The organism is Sorangium sp. So ce363 (assembly GCF_051520435.1).
In the GTDB taxonomy this organism is placed as follows: Bacteria; Myxococcota_A; Polyangia; order Polyangiales; family Polyangiaceae; genus Sorangium; species Sorangium cellulosum_B.
On record NZ_CP150333.1, the window covers coordinates 6,736,992 to 6,755,501 of the forward strand.

17 protein-coding genes are annotated in these 18,510 nt (G+C 73.3%); 3 read left to right on the forward strand and 14 right to left on the reverse strand.

Annotated features, from left to right (window positions below):
• Nucleotides 1–71 precede the first annotated feature (71 nt).
• Nucleotides 72–560 carry an FHA domain-containing protein gene (locus WMF12_RS25320; protein WP_437849685.1) on the reverse strand — a complete coding sequence of 163 codons (489 nt, stop codon included), beginning with the start codon at nucleotides 558–560 and terminating at the stop codon, nucleotides 72–74.
• 46 nt (nucleotides 561–606) lie between these two features.
• Here WMF12_RS25320 and WMF12_RS25325 point away from each other — a divergent pair, with 46 nt between their 5' ends.
• Nucleotides 607–2,502: a glycoside hydrolase family 52 protein gene (locus WMF12_RS25325; protein ID WP_437849687.1), complete on the forward strand. Its 1,896-nt coding sequence runs from the start codon at nucleotides 607–609 to the stop codon at nucleotides 2,500–2,502.
• Between the two features lie 133 nt (nucleotides 2,503–2,635).
• A complete protein-coding gene (locus WMF12_RS25330; protein ID WP_437849689.1) occupies nucleotides 2,636–3,259 on the forward strand; it encodes an RNA polymerase sigma factor in 624 nt (207 codons plus the stop codon).
• Nucleotides 3,260–3,266: 7 nt separating this feature from the next.
• Here the strand turns inward: WMF12_RS25330 and WMF12_RS25335 are convergent, their stop codons facing one another.
• The 13 genes from WMF12_RS25335 to WMF12_RS25395 all read right to left on the reverse strand — a co-directional run bounded on the left by WMF12_RS25335 (nucleotide 3,267) and on the right by WMF12_RS25395 (nucleotide 17,630).
• Nucleotides 3,267–4,514: an RCC1 domain-containing protein gene (locus WMF12_RS25335; protein WP_437849690.1), complete on the reverse strand. Its 1,248-nt coding sequence runs from the start codon at nucleotides 4,512–4,514 to the stop codon at nucleotides 3,267–3,269.
• Nucleotides 4,515–4,567: 53 nt separating this feature from the next.
• Entirely contained in the window at nucleotides 4,568–5,605 is a 1,038-nt protein-coding gene (locus tag WMF12_RS25340) for a hypothetical protein (RefSeq protein WP_437849692.1), read from the reverse strand.
• Complete coding sequence (locus WMF12_RS25345; RefSeq protein ID WP_437849694.1) at nucleotides 5,602–6,672, reverse strand: FecR domain-containing protein; 1,071 nt, start codon at nucleotides 6,670–6,672, stop codon at nucleotides 5,602–5,604. The genes WMF12_RS25340 and WMF12_RS25345 overlap by 4 nt, the downstream gene beginning before the upstream one ends.
• A 107-nt stretch (nucleotides 6,673–6,779) precedes the next feature.
• The gene (locus tag WMF12_RS25350) at nucleotides 6,780–8,072 is read right to left on the reverse strand and encodes a pectate lyase family protein (protein WP_437849696.1); all 1,293 of its coding nucleotides are present in this window, start codon (nucleotides 8,070–8,072) and stop codon (nucleotides 6,780–6,782) included.
• Nucleotides 8,073–8,430: 358 nt separating this feature from the next.
• Entirely contained in the window at nucleotides 8,431–9,078 is a 648-nt protein-coding gene (locus WMF12_RS25355; RefSeq protein ID WP_437849698.1) for a hypothetical protein, read from the reverse strand.
• A gap of 140 nt (nucleotides 9,079–9,218) precedes the next feature.
• Nucleotides 9,219–9,926: an SDR family NAD(P)-dependent oxidoreductase gene (locus tag WMF12_RS25360; RefSeq protein ID WP_437739226.1), complete on the reverse strand. Its 708-nt coding sequence runs from the start codon at nucleotides 9,924–9,926 to the stop codon at nucleotides 9,219–9,221.
• 108 nt (nucleotides 9,927–10,034) lie between these two features.
• Nucleotides 10,035–11,189 (reverse strand): PAS domain-containing protein, encoded by a 1,155-nt coding sequence (locus WMF12_RS25365; protein ID WP_437849700.1) that lies wholly within the window; start codon nucleotides 11,187–11,189, stop codon nucleotides 10,035–10,037.
• Between the two features lie 87 nt (nucleotides 11,190–11,276).
• Nucleotides 11,277–12,002 (reverse strand): zf-TFIIB domain-containing protein, encoded by a 726-nt coding sequence (locus tag WMF12_RS25370; protein ID WP_437739228.1) that lies wholly within the window; start codon nucleotides 12,000–12,002, stop codon nucleotides 11,277–11,279.
• A gap of 103 nt (nucleotides 12,003–12,105) precedes the next feature.
• Nucleotides 12,106–12,594 carry a hypothetical protein gene (locus WMF12_RS25375; RefSeq protein WP_437849702.1) on the reverse strand — a complete coding sequence of 163 codons (489 nt, stop codon included), beginning with the start codon at nucleotides 12,592–12,594 and terminating at the stop codon, nucleotides 12,106–12,108.
• A 327-nt stretch (nucleotides 12,595–12,921) separates the two neighbouring features.
• Nucleotides 12,922–14,133 (reverse strand): ABC transporter permease, encoded by a 1,212-nt coding sequence (locus WMF12_RS25380; RefSeq protein ID WP_012237454.1) that lies wholly within the window; start codon nucleotides 14,131–14,133, stop codon nucleotides 12,922–12,924.
• A complete protein-coding gene (locus WMF12_RS25385; RefSeq protein WP_437849704.1) occupies nucleotides 14,127–14,858 on the reverse strand; it encodes an ABC transporter ATP-binding protein in 732 nt (243 codons plus the stop codon). Before WMF12_RS25385 ends, WMF12_RS25380 begins: the two co-directional genes overlap by 7 nt.
• A gap of 1 nt (nucleotide 14,859) precedes the next feature.
• On the reverse strand, nucleotides 14,860–16,116 hold the full coding sequence (locus WMF12_RS25390) for an efflux RND transporter periplasmic adaptor subunit (RefSeq protein ID WP_437849706.1): 1,257 nt from the start codon (nucleotides 16,114–16,116) through the stop codon (nucleotides 14,860–14,862).
• A complete protein-coding gene (locus WMF12_RS25395) occupies nucleotides 16,113–17,630 on the reverse strand; it encodes a TolC family protein (RefSeq protein ID WP_437849708.1) in 1,518 nt (505 codons plus the stop codon). Before WMF12_RS25395 ends, WMF12_RS25390 begins: the two co-directional genes overlap by 4 nt.
• Before the next feature lie 116 nt (nucleotides 17,631–17,746).
• Between WMF12_RS25395 and WMF12_RS25400 the strand changes: the two genes are divergently transcribed.
• Nucleotides 17,747–18,493, forward strand: coding sequence for a response regulator transcription factor (locus tag WMF12_RS25400; protein ID WP_437849710.1), 747 nt, complete (start codon nucleotides 17,747–17,749; stop codon nucleotides 18,491–18,493).
• Nucleotides 18,494–18,510 lie beyond the last annotated feature (17 nt).

An 18,510-nucleotide genomic window follows, 5' to 3' on the forward strand; every position in this document is an offset into this window, starting at 1 on the left:
GGCGCCGGCGAATCGGTCATCAGGGCTCGGGCGATCCGACGGGCGAGCGCAGCAGCGGGGAGGCCCCGCCCTCAGCGAGCGACGAGCCGGTAGAGATCGGCGTTCACGATGAACTCGCAGAGGACGTTGCCGAACTGGAGCATGTCGCCGCTGCGGAGGGGCACGCCGTCCCCGGACGGCGCCAGGAGCCGGTCGTTCAGGAAGGTCCCGTTGGTGCTCTTTCTCGCGTGGAGCATCGGGGTGTCCGCGACCAGCACCGAGATGTGGGCGTGGACCTTGGAGACGGACGCGTCGCGGAGCACGATATCGCTGTTCAGCGCCCGCCCGATGAGGATGCGATCCTGCCAGGGGCTCTCGGGGCGCTTCGCCACCGGCAGGAGCTCGCAGCCGTGCGACGTGGCGATCATCCCCGACGAGATCCGGTGACGGGACAAGGTCGGCTGGCCGCTCATGCCAGGCGCGGTCCCGGCGACGAGGGTCTTGAACGACGGAGGAGGTTGGTCATCGGGGCCGAGCTCCCGGAGCAGCCAGGCGTGCGGGTACTTCCGATCGAACGCCATCCGTGAAATCGCCCGGCTCTGAGCACAAAGCGCCGCGAAGGTCAACATGACGAGATCTTCCCCCAGGTTCCGGGCCGTTCGAGAGAGCCGAGCTCCCCGAGCGGCGCATCGCCCAATTCGGCGGGGCCCGATAGGCCCTTATACATCAGGAGACGACGGAATCACCGGACGCCACGAGACACCTTCGAGGCGACCTCCGGCGCTGAACGGACTACATCGTCGGCGCTCGCCACACTCGGCTCCCGCGCCGGCAGCTCCGCCCTGCGACGCGCCTTTTGCCAGCGTCGCACGAAAGGCCGCAGGAGCGCTTCGCAAGGCGGCTCCTGTAATCGGCGTCGCCCACGCCCGGCGCTGGGGCTTCGCCTGCCGCCCGGAGCCGGGCGTCCGCGCCTTCCAGGCCTTCTCGCCCGAGAACGCGCTCGAGGGCAGCGCTGATCGGCTGTTCCGCCTCGGCAAGACCGGCGGCCTGCTCATCGACGTCCCGCCGGGCGCCCGGCGCGAGGTCTGGATCGCGCTGGGGTTCCACGAGGCCGGGACCATCACGACCGGCATCGAGGCGCGCTACGCGTACACCCGCTACTTCCGGAAGCTCGAGGACGTCCTCTCCTACGCGCTCGACCACCGCGAGGCGCTCGTCCGCGAGGCGGCGCAGCGGGACGAGGAGCTCGCGAGCTCGCCGCTGAGCCCCGCCCAGAAATGGCTGCTCGCCCAGGCGACCCACGGCTATTTCGGGTCCACCGAGTGGCTCGACACGGCGCTCGACGACGCCTCGCCCCCCGCGCCGCTGTGGGTCGTGAACGAGGGCGAGTACGAGATGATGAACACCTTCGATCTCACGATCGATCACCTCTTCTTCGAGCTGCGCTACGCCCCCTGGGTCGTGCGCGACGTCCTCGACCTCTACGTCGATCGCTACAGCTTCCGCGACGAGGTGAAGCGCCCCGGCGCGCCCTCCGAGCTCCTCCCGGGCGGCGTGTCGTTCACCCACGACATGGGCGTCAGCAACCACTTCTCGCCCGCCGGCGACTCCAGCTACGAGCGCCCGAACCTCGACGCCGCCTGCTTCAGCCACATGACGCACGAGCAGCTCACGAACTGGATCTGCTGCGCCGGCGTCTACATCGCGCGCGCGGGCGACGAGGGCTTCCTCGAGCGCCACCGGGGCCTCTTCGCCGAGCTCCTCACGAGCCTCCTCCACCGGGACGCCCCGGAGCCCGGCGCGCGGACCGGCGTGATGTCGCTCGACAGCAATCGCTGCGGGACGGGCGCCGAGATCACGACCTACGACTCGCTCGACCACTCGCTCGGTCGCGCGCGCGGCAACCTCTACCTGGCCGGCAAGACGTGGGCGTCGTACGTGATCCTCGCCCACCTTCTCGATCGCTGCGGGAACGCCGCCCAGGCCGCGGAGTCCAGGGCAGCGAGCCAGCGGTCGGCGCGCGCCATCGTGTCGGCCTTCCACGAGCCGTCGGGCTACATCCCCGCCCTGCTCGACGGGAGCTCGACGAGCGCGATCATCCCCGCGATCGAGGGGCTCCTCTATCCCCACGCCATGGGCCTGCTCGACGACAACGCCGCGGAGGGCGAGCACGGCGAGCTCGTCCGGACCCTCCACCGGCATTTCCAGGCCATCCTCAAGCCCGGTCTGTGCCTGTTCCCCGAGGGCGGCTGGAAGCTCTCGAGCAGCAGCGACAACTCCTGGATGAGCAAGATCGCGCTCTGCCAGCACATCGCCCGCGCGATCCTGAAGGCCGACCTCTCCGACGACGGGCGCCACGACGAGGCCCACGTCCGCTGGCAGATCGAGGGCTCCGGCTACTGGGCCTTCTCCGACCAGATGCAGCGGGGCGTGCCTGTCGGCAGCCGCTATTACCCGCGCGGCGTCACCGCCATCCTCTGGCTCGACGAGCGCTCCGCCGGGGCGAAATCGGCGAGCCGCTAGCGCGCGCCGCACCCCAAAGCCGACGTGACCTCCCGGAACCCCTCCGGATCGGGAAGCGTCAGGCAGCGCACCTCGCCCCTCCCCTGAGCTCACAGTTCGTCCGGCGACGATCCCCTATTGTATATCGTCCGTCGTGAGCCAGAGTCCGCCCAGCGCACGCGGGAGCGCGACGACGTCAGGCGCGCCGCCCGGGCCCAAGGCGGGCCCCTCCGACGCGGAGCTCGTCCTGGCCGCGCGCGCGGGGGAGCGCTGGGCGCAGGAGGCGCTCTTCCTGCGGCACGTGCCGTACGTCTCGGGGATCCTCTGGCGCCTGATCCCGAACCGCGCGGACCTCGACGACGTCGTGCAGGACGTGTTCTTCACGGCGTTCGTCTCCCTCCACAAGCTCGAGAACCCCCAGGCCTTCGCCTCGTGGATCGCCTCGATGGCGGTGCGGCTCACGCACAAGCAGCTGCGGCGCCAGCGCATCGCCGAGCGGCTCGGGCTCGCGCGCCGCGGGGAGGTGTCGTTCGACGACGTCGTCGGCGCGGACTGCCCGCAGGACGTCGCCGTCGAGGTGCGGCAGCTCTACGTGCAGGTCGAGGCGCTCCCGGTCGCCGAGCGGGTCGCGCTCCTGCTCCGGCGCGTCGAGGGCATGTCGCTGGAAGAGGTCGCCGAGGCGACGGGCGCGTCGCTCGCGACGGTCAAGCGGCGCATCGCGGCCGCCGAAGAGCGCCTCTCGGAGCAGGCCGGGCGCCCGCGCAAGCCGGGCGCGTGACGACCGCTCACGGCGCGCTCGCGACCGGCGTGAAGACGAGGCGCCGATCGAGGTCTCCGGCGCCGAGCTGGCCGCGATCGTTGAGCCCGGCGCACAGGACGGCGCCGTCGCGCTTCCGCGCGCACGTGTGGTGCCGCCCGGCCGCGACCGACGCCCAGTCGGAGGCGTCGCCGACGCGCACAGGCGTCGTGTGATCGCTCATGTCGCCCAGACCGAGCTGGCCCTCCAGGTTGTAGCCCCAGCAGTAGAGCTCGCCGTTCGCGCGCACGCCGCACGTGTGGAAGGTGTCGATCGAGAAGCTCACCCAGTCGTCGAGCGCGCCGACGCGCGCCGGCGCCCGGAGGATCTCCTCGTGCCCGACGCCCGCCTCGCCGAACGAGTTCTCGCCCCAGCAGTACAGCGCGCCCTCGTGGCCTCCGCGTCCTGCGTCGCGCAGCCCGCAGGCCCCGTTCTGGCCGGTGCGGACGTCGATCCAGTCCGCGGCGTCGCCGACGCGGCGCGGATCGCGCAGCTGCAGCTCGGCGTCGTCGCCGAGGCCGAGCTCGCCCCGGGAGTTGCGCCCCCAGCAGTAGAGGTGGCCCGGCGCGCGGATACCGCAGCTGTGGCCCTGACCGCCGTCGACGAGCGTCCAGTCGTTCGCCGACCCGACGCGCGTGGGCTGGTCGCGGTCGACGCCATCCTCCGGGAAGGGATCGTCGAGGCCGAGCTGGCCCTCCTCGTTGTCGCCCCAGCACCAGAGCGCCGCGTCGACGTCCACCCCGCACGTGTGCAGGTACGTGCTCCCGAGCTGCGCCATCGGCGCCGCGCTGCTGACCAACGCCGGCGTGACCTCGGAAGCAGCGGACCCGATCCCGAGCTGCCCCTCGCCGTTCGCGCCCCAGCACCACAGGCTGCCGTCGAGCCGCCTCGCGCAGCTGTGGAGCTCGCCGAGGGCGCTCTCGGCCCAGCCGTCGCCCTCGACCGCAGCCGGGGTGGTCCGGTCCTCCGTGTCGCCGACGCCGAGCTGCCCCTCGTCGTTGGCCCCCCAGCAGGAGAGCCGCCCGCCCTGGATGACGCACGTGTGGTACGGGCCCGCGGCGAGGCCGTCGACGCGCAGGACGGTGTCCTCGGCAGCGCCGCCCGCGCCGGCGCCACCTTCACCGGCTCCGCCCGCCCCCGCGCCGGCCGTTCCGGCGCCACCTGCGCCGGCTCCGCCCGCGCCGGCGCCGCCCGGCCCCGCCTCGAGGACGACGCCGGTCTGGGTGCACGCCCCCACGGCGACGGCGACGGCGATCGCGCGCCACGCCTGCGGCCGCGTCGAGCGCCGTGTCAGAACACCACCCCCGCGCCCAGCGCGGCGAGCACGCCTGGGCCGCCCATGCTCGTGACGACCGCGTCGCCCGCGAGCGCCTCCACCATCATGAAGGGCGCGAGCGCGCCGACGCTCGCGCCGAAGCGCACGGGCCGCACGTCGACGTCCGCGGTCACACCGAGCGCGGCGAACGCGGTCGGCCCCCCGAAGCGCGACGCCGACGCGCCCTCCTCGGCGCGCCCCTCGAAGAGCACGTAGCCCGCCTCGACGGCCGCCTCGAAGCCGAGCCGGGCGCGCCCCGTCCGCGCGACGTACGCCGACAGCGAGGCGCCGCCGCCCGCGGCGTGCCCGAGCACCGTCCCGAGCGCGGCGGACGCGGGCAGCGCCTCGCGCGCGTACACGAACACCGAGCCAGCAAGCCAGGGCAGCACGTCCCGCCGGAGGAGGAGCGCGCCCCCGAGCTGCACCTGGCCGCCGCCGTACGCGGCCACGGTCGCGCGCACGCCGATCTCGGTCGCGCGCCGATCCGCTCCGCCGCCCGCGCCCGGCGCCTCGCGGACCCCACCCGCGGGCGCCCGCGCCGGCGCCGGCGCGGCGCTCGCCATCGCGGCCCGTCGCCTCAGCGTGGGCTCGACCCAGCTCGCCCGGAGGAGCTCGTCGGCGGCGATCGCGAGCGCGAGCGCGCGGCCGTCGTCCTTCAGCCCGGCCACGTCCACCGTGCGCTCGAGGCGCTTCTGGGTGATGGCGTCGTCGATGTGGACCGCGGCGACGCCTTCCGGCGAGATGCGGATGGTCACGCGCGCGATCGCCCGCTCGCGCCCCGCGCCGCGCGCGTCGGGCGAGGCGCCCGCCTCGAGCCGCGCGCAGAGGTCGGTGCGGGCGAGCTCGGCTGCCAGGTCAACGAAGATCGCGCGCTCGAGCTCCGGCGTCGCGCCCTCGACGAGCACGGCGATGGGCGGCGCATCGCCGCCGCAGGCGTCTCCTTCGGCGCGCGCGACCCCGGCGGTGGCGGCGAGGAGGGCCGGGAGCACGAGCCCGCGCCCCGCCGCCGTCACCGCGGCGCGCAGGCGGCCTTCACGGCGGCGACGTGGACGCCGCTCGGGTAGGTCGTGAGGTAGCGACGTCGGGCCTCTTCGCACGCGGCTCGTTTCCCCTGGCCATCGTAGAGCCGGACGAGGCGGGCGAGCGCATCTTCGTGGACCGACGAGCCTGCCGCCGACGAGGCGGCGGTCTTGAGCGCGTCCTCGGCGTTCGTGCCCTGGCCTCGCTCCATCTCGATGCGGCCGAGCTCGAGCGCCGCGATCTGCGCGCGCGCGTCGCCGGGGTGCCTCGCAACGAGCTGCCGGTACAGCGTCGCGGCGCGCGCGAGATCCCCTGCCCGCCGCGCCTGGTTGGCCGCCTCGAAGAGCCTCTGCGCGGCGTCGGCGCTCGGCGCGGAGGGCGCGGCCGCTGCGCTCCCCTGCGCTGGCGCGGCAGGGGCGCCCGTGGCGAGCGGCTGGGCGGGCGGGGGCTGGGTGGGCACCGCGTCCGCGGGCGGCTCCGCCTTCGCGGGCTCGGGCCTCGTCGACCACGATTCGCCCGCGTGCAGCCGCTTCACGTCGTCGGGCCGCGCGGGGTGACGGACCTCGACGATCCCCTTTGTCACCGAGACGGTGACCTCCTCCGTCGCTCCGTCGACGGCCACGCGGAACTCGGTGCCGACGACGCGGACCTCCACGCCGCGCGCCACGACGGTGAACGACCGCGCGGCGTCGGGGACGACCTCGAAGCGGGCCGCGCCCGAGCGCAGCGCGGTCGCGACGTGGCGAGGCTCGTCGCGCTGCACCTCGAGCTCCGCGCCCTGGTCGAGCGAGATCGTCGAGCCGTCCGACAGGGACAGCACCGAGCCCATCGCCGCGACCGCGGCCGGCGGCGCGCTGGACGAGCCGCCGCGCGCCCCTACCCACAGCGCGGCCGCCCCCAGGGCGAGCGCTCCGGCGAGGGAGCCGGCCCAGAGCCACCGGCGGCCATGGCGAGCGCCCCGGGCCTCGAGCCGCTCCTCGATGCGCTGCCACTGACGCGCCACGCTCCCCTGGGTGAGGGGCGGTCGCACCCAGGCGCGGAGGGGCGGCTCGGGGTTCATGCTCACTATGTACCCCGACGGGCCGGGAACGGCTCAGCCGGCGGACGCGAGCTCGGGCGCGCTCCCACGTGGAGCCGCCGGGACGAGGGGCGCGCCGGCGGCGGCGCTCAGGGCAGGTTCGCCAGCGGGTCCGTCTTGCCGACGCCCGCGTGCTCCAGGACGAGCGCCTTGACGGCGGCCGCGCGGTCGAGCGGGTACTCGTACGGCGCGGTCCAGGAGCAGTCGTCACCCGACTCCTGCGTCCCCGTGGTCTGCTCGAACACGTTGTCGATGCGGTGCGTACCGCCGGCCGGGCTGTCCAGGGTGGTGATGGGGTTCTGCACCTTGTAGAAGTGATTGCCCTCCACCCTCAGGCAGGCGCCGACCCGCGAGTTCACCCCCGACGTGGGGACGTCCTCGAAGTAGTTGTTGAAGACGTGCCCGTTACCGCCGCGATAGCTCGGGACGCGGGAGTTCACGTTGCGAAAGCGGTTGTGATGGAAGGTGATGCGGCGGTCGCTGTTGTCCTTGTCCGACGAGCCGACCAGCATGCCCTTCCAGTGGTCGTGCAGGTAGCTCCACGAGATCGTGATGTTCGAGGACTCGTGGGTCGCGTCGATGAGGCCATCGTACTTGTCCTTGTCGGAGTTCACGGCGGGAGACTCGGCCCAGAGCTCGCAGTGGTCGATCCAGACGTTGTGGCTCTCGTCCATGTGGATGCCGTCGCCGTTGCCGCTGCCGGCCAGCACGTGGTGGATCTTCAGGTTGCGGACGATGATGTTGGAGGCCCTCCTCAGATTGAGCCCGATCCCCTCCAGCTCTCCGCTCGACCCGACCCCCACGAGGGTCTTGTCAGAGGTGACGTCCACGTCGTCGCCGCTGCCGCTGATCTTGCCGGTGATCTGGATGATCACGGCGCCGTCCCTCGCGGCCTCCCTCCTCAGGGCGTCGAGCGAGCTCACGGAGACGACCTCTCCGCCCTTGCCGCCGGTGGTGCCGTCGCCGGTCGTGGCATAGCCGTAGAGCCTGAAGTCGACCGCGCCGGTGTCGCCGCCGCCGGCGCCGCTGCCTGAGCCGCCCGCGCCGCTGCTGGAGCCGCCGGTGCCTTCGTCCGAGCCGCCCGCGCCGCTGCTGGAGCCGCCGGTGCCTTCGTCCGAGCCACCCTCACCGCTGCCAGCGCCACCCTCGCCGCTGCCGGAGCCCCCGGTCCCGCCGCTGGAGCTGCCCGCGCCGCTGCCCGCGCCGGTCCCACCGGTCCCGGCGGCGCCGACGCTCGCCGTGGAGCCTGCGCTCCCGCTGCTCGTCGGCTGCCCCGCATCGTCTTCCGGCTCTGACGTCTCCGAGCCGCATCCGACCACCGAAACGCCGAGGATGCCGAGCGCGATCAGCGCAGCCCAAGCGACTCGAGATTCGCACTTCATGAGCAAGTCACCTTTCCGTGATGAGCCAAGGCCAAGCAGCTCGCGCGACGCGGGCGGAGGCGCCGGACAGCACACAAGCCGTTCGCTGGAGCTTCACAGCAACGCACATGCCATCAGCTCAGGACGAACCAGCCCTGTCTGGATCGCACGGTTCCACCGCATTTCCCGCAGGGATCTCTGCCGCGCCGCGCCTCTCCCCCGGAGCTCCCGGGCAGGCGCCGCGACCGAGGCTGTCAACCACGGGTTGACACGGTGGACACGTGCAACACCGCGTCATCAGCCCCGGCGCTGTACGAGGCCCGCGATATCGAGCGCCGCTGCGTGGTCCCGTGCTCGGCTCCGCGGCTCCTCCCGGGGATCAGGGGCCGATTCGAACGAGCTCGACCCAGTCGAGCCTGGCCGCGTCCTCGCGGCACCCGAACGAGACGATGTGCATCCCGGGATCGAGCGGGAACTTGAGCAGCAGCCCTGTCTCGTCCTCCGAGTCGTGAACGTAATCCTCGTGGAACTCGGTCCCGTTGAAATCGTACCTGGTTCCGAGCTCCGGCTGATGGTCCATGCGGACCAGGAACGAGTTGTCCGTGCTCTCGTCGGGCCCCGTGGCGACCCTGGCCCTGATCTGGTACGTGCCGGCCTCGCCGACCTCGAACGAGCAGTCGACCCGGTCGCTCTCGCAATTCGCCTCCTCGGGGACCGCCACGTACGTCCCGGCGCTCGCCAGCGGGTCGTCCACGCGCTCGAAGCGGCCGGAGAGCTCGCAGTCCTCGGCCTCGATCCTGATCCTGAACAAGCTGCTCCCCCCTCCCGTGGGCGCCGACGAGGCGTCCCACGCGGCGGACAACCCCTCCAGCGAGCACGCGCAGGCCAGCACCGGCAAGAGCGCCCCCCAGCGCCCCCATCGCGCTGCACGCGCGACGGCCTCCGTCGCGAGCGCCGTGGGATCCTCCCCCGCGCCGCAGCTCGCGCGAGGTCTCGTGTCCGCCCCAGGTCCCGAGCTCTCGTTCATCTCCCACGACGCTAGCAAGACGCGCACCGGCAGCGCGGCACAACTTGTCGAGCCGGCGCGATTCACGCGGGGCGCGCGATTCACGCGATTCACGCGATTCACGCGGGGCGCGCGGACGTCAGAAGCACGCCCCGCGCGTGTCAGCGCGCGGCGGGACGCGCGTAGTCCTGCGCGCGGAAGAGCACCCCGTGGACCTCGCCGTCGACCAGCGCCGGGACGAGCGCCCCAGGCAGCACCGACTCGACGTCGTTCGGCGCATTCGGCCCGCCGAGATCGGTCCGCAGCCACCCCGGGTCGAGGAGGTTCATCAGCACGCCCGTGCCACGGAGCGAAGGCGCCATGTCGCGCACGAACTTGTCGAGCGCGGCCTTCGACGCCGCGTAGGCCATCAGCTCGGGCTGATCCTGGATCCCGGAGGTCACCTGCACGATTCGCCCGAACCGCCGCTCCAGCATCGTCGGCAGCAGCCGGTACGTGATCCGTATCGGGCTGATGACGTTCACCTCGAAGCTGAGCCGGTAATCGTCCGCCGGCGTCTGCAGGTGCGAGGCGCGGAACGGCGTCATGATGGCGGCGTTGTTGAACAGGAGGTCGATCCCGCCCGACGCCGCGATGGCGTCGTCCAGCATGCGGTCGACCGCCGCCTGATCCGACAGCTCGCCCGAGACCGCGCTCACCCGGATCCCCTTGCCGGCGAGCTCCCCTTCGAGCTCGCGCGTGTGCGCCGCGTCGCGGCTGTGCAGGACGACGTTGCAGCCGAGGTCCGCGAGGCCGCGCGCGATCCGCTTTCCGATACCCCGGCTCGCGCCGGTGACCAGCGCCCACTTTCCACGAATTTCAAGCGTCATGGCGGCCTCTTATGGCAGAGGCCGTCCGGCCTGGCAGCTCGAAAAGCGCTGCGGCGGTCGCAGGCGCCGCGGGGACGCCGCTCCGGGTGGCGCCGCGCGCGCCGGCGCCTACGCCCGGCGCCGCGGGCCTCCACGCGCGCGCCTCCGGCTGACCTCCAGGCCGCGGCCGAGGCTGCGCAGGACGAGCAGCTCCTCGCCGAGGTCGACGTCGACGAGCGCGCGCGCGACCTCCGGGCGGACGCCGGTGAGGATCGGCCTGGAGCCGAGCAGCTGGATCGCGTGCGCCAGCCGCTCCAGGGCCGCGGCGCCGTCCGGATCGAGCGCCTCCGCGCCGGTGACGTCGAGGACCACGTGGGACGCCCGCTGCGCCACGATCGCGGGGAGGAGCCGCTCTCCGAGCTCGCTGCCGCGCTCCGCGTCGAGGCGCCCGATGAGCGGCACCGCGAGCGTGCCCCGGCCGACGTCGAGGATCGGCGCGGAGAGGTTCAGGATCTGCCGCCGTTGCTCCTCCACGAGGGCGAGCGAGCGGTTCAGCTGGTCGATGAGCCGGCCCTGCTCCTCGACCTGCCCCTCGGCGCGCCGCTGCGCCGTGACGTCGAGCTGCTGCACGAGCACCGCGCGCGCGCCGGTCACGGGATCGGTCGTGGGGCGCGCTTCCACCTGGTGCCACCGCTCGCCGTCGGTCGTGACGACCCGCACTTCCCCTGCCCACGCCGCCTCGGCGTCGATCGCGCCGCGGACCGCCGCGCTCACGCCCTCGTCCGGGAACGCCGCGTCGATCGTCGGCGCGTCGCCGAGGGCGCGCAGGGCCGCGGGGTTGTGGAAGAGCACCTTCCCCTCCCGGTCGACGAGGCTGACCAGCACCGACGAGTGGCGGACCGCCTCCACGCCGCGCACCATCGAGGCGCCGACGCTGGCGGCCTCGGGGAGCGCCTGGAACAGGATCGCGAGCCGCCCGTCATCGAGGTCGATCGGCTGCCCGTGGAGCGTCACGGTCGCGGGCGTCCCGCGCGGGTAGAGCGTCCAGTCCTCCAGCACCGTCCCCCCTTCCGCGAGGACGCGGAGGTAGCCGTCGAGCCGCGCGCGGACGGCCGGCGACAGGTCCGAGAGGTCGCGGGAGAGCAGCTCGGCGCGATCCGCCGCGCGCCAGAACTCGACGGCCTTCGCGTTGCCCCATGCGAACCGGTACCGGCCGTGGTCGTAGACCCAGGTCGGCAGGACGGACAGATCGAGAGCCGACAGGCGCTGGTCGAGGGACGTCATGTCGTGGCGGCACGTCATACGACGCCCCCGTCCGTCCTGCACGCCCCTTAACGTCTCTTCACCGGCGCGGCCGGCGCGCGCGGACGCTCAGCGGGTGATCTGCCACAAGAGATCGAGCAGCTCCTGCACGGCGGCCCGCCGGCCTTCCCAGCGGGATTCCCAGGACGAGGCAGCCACGACGGCGCTCGCCCGACGCGCCGCCTCCCTGGCGATCTCGGCCTCCCGGCGCGACCGCGCCTCTTCTTCAATCTGCTGCTGCCGCGCCCTCGCGGTGCCGCCCGACGCGGCGAAGGCGAGGAGCTGCGGGAGCTCGCCCCGGTCGAACCAGGTGCCGTGTTCCCTGCAGATGTCGACGATGATGCCGCTCTTGCCGGCGAAGTTCTTGCGGTTCATCCGCTGGCCGCACGCCGGGCACCGGACGTAGCGCACGCGGACGTCGACGTGCTCCGGCCGCCGCGGCGGCCTCGGCGCGCTCGCCCCATAGCTCTCCCGGCGCTCCAGGAGGTCCAGCAAGAGCGCGTGGTCGACGAGCTGGCCGCCGCACCGGCCGCAGTCGCGCAGGAGGCCGGCCGCGGCGCGGAACGCCGAGAAGGGCACGCCGCAATCGGAGCAGAGGAGCGCGTCGGGCTCGGGGATGGGCTCCAGGCCGAGCTCGTGCCCGCACCCGTCGCAGCGCTCCGCGTCGGGGAGGTTCAGCTGGTAGCAGCCGCCGCAGCGCACGGTGGCGAGCGGTCCCTGGCACCCGGGATAACAGCGCCCCTCCGCGTTGATCAGGAGGCCGCATCGCGGGCACGTGCTGCGATCGGCGCGCACCCTGGGAGTCTAGACGCCCAGCGCGCTCACGAGAAGCGCCGCGACAGGCGCCCTCGCTCCGGGCGCCAGCGCCACCTTCACATCGCCGGACTGATGATCGGGCTCAGCGCTGCCTGGCGGGGCGCATCCAGGCATGGGGATGGGAGCTCCGGGGGCGGCTGTGCGGCGGCGCGCTGGACCGGCGCACCTGCTTTCCGAGCTCCTCGAGGAGAACTCCCACGGCGGCGTCGTCGTCCTGAAGCACGACGACATGGTCGTTGTTCTCCTCACGCAGGAGCCGGTTCACCTGGAGGGCGCCGACCGCCGTCCGCACGACGATGGCGACGCACGCGAACTCGCTGACGAGCATGCTGCGCGTGCGCATCGTCGCGGCCTCGAACGCCGGATCGTTGTTCATGGGAGCCCGGCGGAGGTCGAGCAGGTGGCCGAGGCACCAGCGATCGAGCGACTCGTAGACCTTGAGCGCTTCGGAGTGGACCCGGATGAAATCGTCGGGAGACGGATAGGGGACCTCGGAGCGCGTGCTGCGGACGATCGACATCCCCTGATCGAGGGTGACCGTCAGGTGGTCGTTCTGCAGCAGGACATCCATCCCACCACAGGATAGCGAGCCGGCGGCGCGCCGGCACTGAAAAGCAATGGCGAGCTCAGCGCTGCGCCGGCAAATGGTGCGTGATCGGCCAGAACGGACCGCCGCGCAGCGGCGTGGGTTCAGGTGTGCGTGGAGCGATGAGCGGCCCAGAACCAGCGGAGTCTGCATTTCCTCGCGATGGGCGCGGGCAGCGGGAACGAGTCTCCTTCAGGCCAGCGAGTTCGGTCCTCGGGACGACGACCGGCGATCCTATGTCTTGGTCATGTTGGTTGATCGTCCCGCACGCCCGAGACTCGCGCCTTCAACCCGTGCCGCCCCCATTGCCGCTCACTCGAACCGCAGCGCCTCCACCGGATCGAGCCTCGACGCGCGCCTCGCCGGCCCCACGCCGAACGTGATCCCGATGAGGATCGACACCCCGAGCGCCAGCCCGACCGCGTACGTCGGCACGATGGTGGCCCACTCCCCGAACCGCGACAGCAGCACCGCCGCCCCGTACCCGAGGCCAACCCCGGCCACGCCGCCCGCGAGCGACACAACGACCGCCTCGACAAGGAACTGCCGCAGGATGTCCCCGCGCCGCGCCCCCACCGCCATCCGCACGCCGATCTCGCGCGTCCGCTCCCGCACCGAGACCAGCATGATGTTCATGATCCCGATGCCACCCACGATCAGCGACACCGCCGCCACGCTGCCGAGCAGCATCGTGAAGGTGCCCGTGATCTGCCCCATCGTCGCCAGCATCTCGGCCTGCGACCGCACCTCGAAATCGCTCGGCTGATCCGCGCGCAGCCGGTGGCGCAGGCGCAGCAGCTGCTCCAGCTGCGCGATCACCATGTCGGACCGATCCTCGCTCGCCAGCTGCAGCGAGATCGTCGACAGGTGATCCTGCCCGAACAGCACCGACCGGTGCGTCGACAGCGGCACGAACACCCCGTCGTCCGGCGAGCCCATGCCCGACCCCTTCTCCGCCAGCACCCCGACCACCCGGAACGCATTCCCGTTGATCTGGAGCCGCGTCCCGAGCGGCGAGGCGCTCACGTTGGCCGCATAGAGCTGCCGCGCCACGTTCGCCCCGAGCACGACCACGCGCGCCCGCTGCTGCTCGTCCAGGTCGGAGAACGAGACGCCGCTCGCCACCGAGAGCGAGCGGACCTCGAGGTACGCCGGCGTGATCCCCGTCACGGACGCGTTCAGGTTGCTCGCCATGTACCGCAGCTGCGCGCTGCCGCTCCGCTCCGGCGCGACCGCCGCCACGCCGTCGAGCCCCTTGAGCGCCTCGGCGTCGTCCTCGGTAAGCGTCTTCACCGTGCCCGACCGGACCCCGCTCGCCGACGCGGACCCCGGGCGCACCATCAGCAGGTTCGCGCCGAGCGACCGGATCCGCCCCTCGACGCTGCTGCGCGCGCCCTCCCCGATCCCGAGCACCGCCACGACCGCCGCGGTCCCGATGATCATGCCGAGCATCGTCAGCAGCGTGCGCAGGCGGTTCGAGGCGAGCGAGCGCCACGCGCTCTTCGCCGTCTCCTTGATCAGCATGCCGCCTCCATCTCGCCCGCGTGGAACGCCGACACCACGTCGGCCGAAGGCCCGTCGGCCACGATGTGCCCGTCCCTCATGTGGATGGCGCGCGAGAGCGACCGCGCCACGCCGAGGTCGTGGGTCACCATGATCAGCGTCGTCCCGTCCGCGTTCAGCGACAGGAGCAGCTCCAGCACGTCGCGCCCCGTCTTGCTGTCGAGCGCGCCCGTCGGCTCGTCGCACAGCAGGATCGACGGCCGCGTCACGAACGCCCGCGCGATCGCCACGCGCTGCCGCTGCCCGCCGGAGAGCTCCGACGGCAGGTGCCGCGCGCGCGCCGCGAGCCCCACGCGCTCGAGCGCGCCGTCCGCGAGCGCGCGGCTGTTCTTCACCGCCCCGTAGAGCAGCGGCAGCTCGACGTTCTCCGCCGCCGTCATCCGCGGCAGCAGGTTGAAGCTCTGGAACACGAACCCGATGTGGCGGTTCCTGAGCGCCGCGAGCTCGTCGTCGTCGAGCTCCGCCACGTTGCGCCCCCCGAGCCGGTACGTGCCCTCCGTCGGCCGATCCAGGCACCCGAGGATGTTCAGCAGGCTCGACTTCCCGCAGCCGGAGGGCCCGATGATCGCCACCGACTCGCCCCGGCGCACCTCGAAGCCGATCCGGTCGACCGCCCGCACCGCGAGGTCCTCGCGATCGGCGTGGTACACCTTCGAGAGCCCGCTCACGAGGACCGGGACGTCCATCTCAGCGCCCCCCTCGGCCGGCGCCCATCCCCATGCCCATCCCCCGCATCGGGTTCTGGCCGCCGCCCTGCCGCTGCCCCTGCCCCTGGCCCTGCGGTCCCGCCGCGCTCGCGGCGGGCGCGCTCGCGAGCACGTCGTCGCCCTCGCTCAGCCCCGCGGTCACGACCATCTGCGAGCCGTCCGTCGCCCCGGTCTGGATCGGCCGCTCCTCGCCGCTCGCGAGCCGCACGAACCGCCGCTTGCCCTGCGACTGCACGGCCAGGAGCGGCACGAGCAGCACGTCCTTCTGCTCCGCGGTCACGATCTCCACGTCCGCGCTCATCCCCGAGCGGAGCAGCGACGCGTCCTTGTCCTTGACGACGATCTCGACGTCGAACGTCACGACGCTCGACACCTCCTTGCCGAGCGGGCTCACGCGGTCGACAACGCCCTGGAACACCCGGTCCCCGTAGGCGTCGACGCGGATGTCGACCCGCTGGCCCGGCGCGACGCGCCCGATCTGCGCCTCGTCGATCGCGCCGACGATGCGCAGGTTCGACAGATCGGCGAGCGTCATCACGGCGCTGCCGCCGCTCACGTTGGTGAGCGCCGACGAGACGAGCGTCCCCTTCTCCACGGCCACGTCGAGCACCGTCCCGGCGATCGGCGCGTAGATCTGCGTCTCCTTCAGCCGCGTCTCGGCGTCCTGCACCGCCAGCTCGGCCGCCTTGAGCTGCGCCTGCGTCGAGCTCAGCTGCGCCCGCCGCAGCGTGATGTTGGCGCCCGCGACCTTCGTCGAGTGCGCCGCCGTGCGGGCCGCGTCGGTCGGCCCGAGGCCCATCTCGGCGCTCTTCTCGGCGACCTCCTGGCTCGCCTGGCTGTTCTTGCGCTCGAGCTCGGCGACCGCGACCGACGCGTTCGCCGCAGCGAGATCGGCCTTCACCCGGTCGCGCGCCACGCGCGCCTCGGCGAGGTCGCGCTCCGCGTCCGTCGGGTCCAGGCGCACGAGGAGCTGCCCCGCCTCGACCGTATCGCCCTCCTTCACGAGGACCTCGATGACCTGCCCCGGGGCGCGCGATTTCACCTCGACCTGCACGTCGGGCTCGATCTTCCCGGACGCGGCCGCGGTCTCGGTCAGGCTCCCGCGGCGGATCTCGACGGTGGGGCCGGCGGGGGTCTTCTCGGGCTGCTTGTACCAGGCGTACCCGCCGATCGCGAAGCTCGCCACGAGCACCGCGGCCACGCCGGACATCAGGTAGCGCTTCTTGTTCCTGTTCATGACGACCTCCTGGGCAGCACCGACGCGAAGCGGACGAGCAGCGCGCCCGTCTCGTGATCGAGCTGGAGGCGCGACGTCAGCTCCGTCACCGCCGCCCGCAGCCTGCGGAGCTCTGCCTCTCTCCGCGTCTGCTCCGCCTGCACCACGTCCGCCGACGTCGCGGTCCCGAGCGAGAGCCGCTGGCGCTCGGCCTCGGCCAGCTCGCCCGCCATGCGCGCCGTCTCGGTGGCCAGCGCGACCTGCTCGGCCGCGGCCTCGAGGCTCGCGCGCAGCGAGCTGACGTCGGCCGCGATGGCCTCGGCGCGCGCCTGGTACCGCGCCTCCGCGGCCGCGAGCTGCGTGCGCGCGCGGGCCGCGTCCGCGGACGCCCGCCCGCCGCCGATCGGCAGCTCGACCTCGATCCCGCCCAGCACCCCGAACGCGGGCCGGCCGCCCGGCAGCGAGAGCCCCGGCAGGCCGTCGCGCACCCACTGCCCGTCCATCGAGGCCGTCGCGAACAGGTCGAGGCGGATCTGGTCCGCGTCCTCCGCCGCGCTCACCCGCGCGCGCTGCGCGTCGAGGTCGGCGCGCAGGGCCGCGAGCTCCAGCGACCGCTCGCTCGCCGCGCGCACGAGCGCGTCGGCCGACGGCAGGGCCCCGAGGGACGGCGGCGCGCCGGTCGGGGCGAGCGACGCCGCGCTCGCCGGGGCCATGCCGAGCGCGCGCCCGAGCGCGATCGCCCGCGCCGCGCGCGTCGCCCGCGCCTGCGACAGCGCGTCCGCGATCGACGCGGCCGAGGTCGAGAAGCGCAGGACGTCCACCTTCGTGCCGGTGCCGAGGGTCTCGGCGCGCGCCTTCGCGTCGGCGAGCAGCCGCTCTGCGGCCGCGAGCGCCTGCTCCTGCACGAGGATCGCCTGCTCCGCGTACCAGAGCTCCCAGTACGCCCCGAGCACGTCGAGCGCGGTCTGGCTCGCGGCGAGCTCGCGCTCCTGCTCCGCGGCGACGGCCGACGCCTGCGCCTGCGCGTAGGGCGCGAGGACCGCGTCGGTCCCGGCCCCCCGCAGCAGCGGCTGCCGCGCCGAGACGTAGGCCTGAGCGCCGTAGTTCGGCCCCGGGGTCCCGTCCGCGGGCGAGCGCGCCGACGCGCCCACCTCGAGGCTCGTCCCGACGTCGGTCGTGTACCGCAGCGCCGCGTTCGACGCGACGGACGTGCCGCCAGAGCGCTGGAGCGCGCCGGCTCCATTGCCCGGCGCGCCTCCGTTGGCGTCGGCGACCCTGCCATAGCTCTCCTGGTACTGTCCGGTCACCGAGGCCGAGAGCGTGGGCCTGCGGGCGCCCTCCTCGGCGGCGACGGCCTGCCGCGCCGCGGTGGCCTCGAGCAGCGCCGCGCGGAGGGACGGGTTCTGGGAGGCCGCGCGGCGGACCGCCTCCTCGGCGGTGAGCGTCTCGGCGCGCGCCGCGACGCTCAGCGAGCACGTGGCGGCGAGGGCGAGAGACGCCAGCCACGGCAAGCGAATCGAGCGAGTGAACGTCATGCACCGCAAGCTAAAGGGCAGTGTCTCAAGAGGTGTCCTGGTCGTGTAAAGATTCGTCAAGACGCCTCTTGACCAGGCCTTACACGGCGGTGCGACAGCCGCGCTACAGTCGCGACATGGCGGATCCGCCCCAGATCCTGGTCATCGACGACGACGCCGAGCTCTGCGAGCTCCTGGCCGAGCTGCTCGGTCAGGAGGGTTACGCCGTGGAGAGCGCGCGCGACGCGATCTCCGGCCTCGCGCGCGCGCAGGAGGAGAAGGAGAGGCCGTTCACGCTGGTGGTGCTCGACGTGATGCTGCCTGGGCTCAACGGGTTCGAGGTCCTCACGCGGCTGCGGCAGAGCTCGCGGGTCCCTGTCCTGATGCTCACCGCGCGGGGCGAGGACGTCGACCGCATCGTCGGCCTCGAGATGGGCGCCGACGACTACCTGCCGAAGCCGTTCAACCCGCGCGAGCTGGTCGCCCGCGTGCGGGCGCTCCACCGGCGCGCCTCTCACGCTGGCGCGGCGGCTGGGCCGGGCGCGGCGGCCAGTCCTTCCGCCGCCGAGGCGCAGGGCGCGCTGACGGTCGACGATCTCGAGGTGCTCCCCGCCGCGCGGCGCGTCCGTGTCCGCGGCGAGGAGGTCCGGCTCACCACGGCCGAATTCGACCTGCTCGAGGTCCTGGCGCGGCAGGCGGGGACGGTGGTCTCGCGCGAGGATCTCGCGCGGCGCGTCCTCGGACGCCGGCTCGCGGCGTACGACCGCGGCATCGACATGCACGTCTCGAACCTCCGCCGCAAGCTCGGGCCCGGGCCGGGCGGCGGCGAGCGCATCAAGACGGTCCGCAACGCTGGCTACATCCTCGCGCGGGAGCGCGCGTGAAGCGCTTCCTCCCCGGA

Bases quoted from the DNA above. Each gene is read 5' to 3' on its own strand.
- WMF12_RS25320 (WP_437849685.1), bottom strand. From the start codon at position 560: ATGGCGTTCGATCGGAAGTACCCGCACGCCTGGCTGCTCCGGGAGCTC.
- WMF12_RS25325 (WP_437849687.1), top strand. From the start codon at position 607: ATGACGAGATCTTCCCCCAGGTTCCGGGCCGTTCGAGAGAGCCGAGCT.
- WMF12_RS25345 (WP_437849694.1), bottom strand. From the start codon at position 6,672: ATGAACCCCGAGCCGCCCCTCCGCGCCTGGGTGCGACCGCCCCTCACC.
- WMF12_RS25350 (WP_437849696.1), bottom strand. From the start codon at position 8,072: ATGAAGTGCGAATCTCGAGTCGCTTGGGCTGCGCTGATCGCGCTCGGC.
- WMF12_RS25355 (WP_437849698.1), bottom strand. From the start codon at position 9,078: ATGAACGAGAGCTCGGGACCTGGGGCGGACACGAGACCTCGCGCGAGC.
- WMF12_RS25360 (WP_437739226.1), bottom strand. From the start codon at position 9,926: ATGACGCTTGAAATTCGTGGAAAGTGGGCGCTGGTCACCGGCGCGAGC.
- WMF12_RS25365 (WP_437849700.1), bottom strand. From the start codon at position 11,189: ATGACGTCCCTCGACCAGCGCCTGTCGGCTCTCGATCTGTCCGTCCTG.
- WMF12_RS25375 (WP_437849702.1), bottom strand. From the start codon at position 12,594: ATGGATGTCCTGCTGCAGAACGACCACCTGACGGTCACCCTCGATCAG.
- WMF12_RS25380 (WP_012237454.1), bottom strand. From the start codon at position 14,133: ATGCTGATCAAGGAGACGGCGAAGAGCGCGTGGCGCTCGCTCGCCTCG.
- WMF12_RS25385 (WP_437849704.1), bottom strand. From the start codon at position 14,858: ATGGACGTCCCGGTCCTCGTGAGCGGGCTCTCGAAGGTGTACCACGCC.
- WMF12_RS25390 (WP_437849706.1), bottom strand. From the start codon at position 16,116: ATGAACAGGAACAAGAAGCGCTACCTGATGTCCGGCGTGGCCGCGGTG.
- WMF12_RS25395 (WP_437849708.1), bottom strand. From the start codon at position 17,630: ATGACGTTCACTCGCTCGATTCGCTTGCCGTGGCTGGCGTCTCTCGCC.
- WMF12_RS25400 (WP_437849710.1), top strand. From the start codon at position 17,747: ATGGCGGATCCGCCCCAGATCCTGGTCATCGACGACGACGCCGAGCTC.